The organism is Acinetobacter sp. LCT-H3 (assembly GCF_001866125.1).
In the GTDB taxonomy this organism is placed as follows: Bacteria; Pseudomonadota; Gammaproteobacteria; order Pseudomonadales; family Moraxellaceae; genus Acinetobacter; species Acinetobacter schindleri.
Genome location: NZ_MODX01000098.1, coordinates 1 through 307 on the forward strand (window position 1 = coordinate 1; position 307 = coordinate 307).

At 48.2% G+C, this 307-nt stretch carries 1 rRNA gene; it reads right to left on the reverse strand.

Annotated features, from left to right (window positions below):
• Positions 1–286: ribosomal RNA gene (locus tag BK820_RS15610) — 23S ribosomal RNA — on the reverse strand; the annotation flags it as partial.
• Positions 287–307: the final 21 nt, after the last annotated feature.

Genomic DNA, 307 nt, shown 5'->3' on the forward strand with positions numbered 1-307 from the left:
AACTGATATGACTTAATGGGCTGTTCCCCGTTCGCTCGCCGCTACTGAGGGAATCTCAATTGATTTCTTTTCCTAGAGGTACTGAGATGTTTCACTTCCCTCCGTTCGCCTCGTATGACTATGTATTCATCATACGATACCTGGCTTATACCAGGTGGGTTTCCCCATTCAGACATCTCCGGATCACAGGATATTTGCCGCCTCCCCGGAGCTTTTCGCAGGCTATCACGTCTTTCTTCGCCTCTGACTGCCAAGGCATCCACCACATGCACTTAATTACTTGACTATACAACCCCAAACAGTCGTT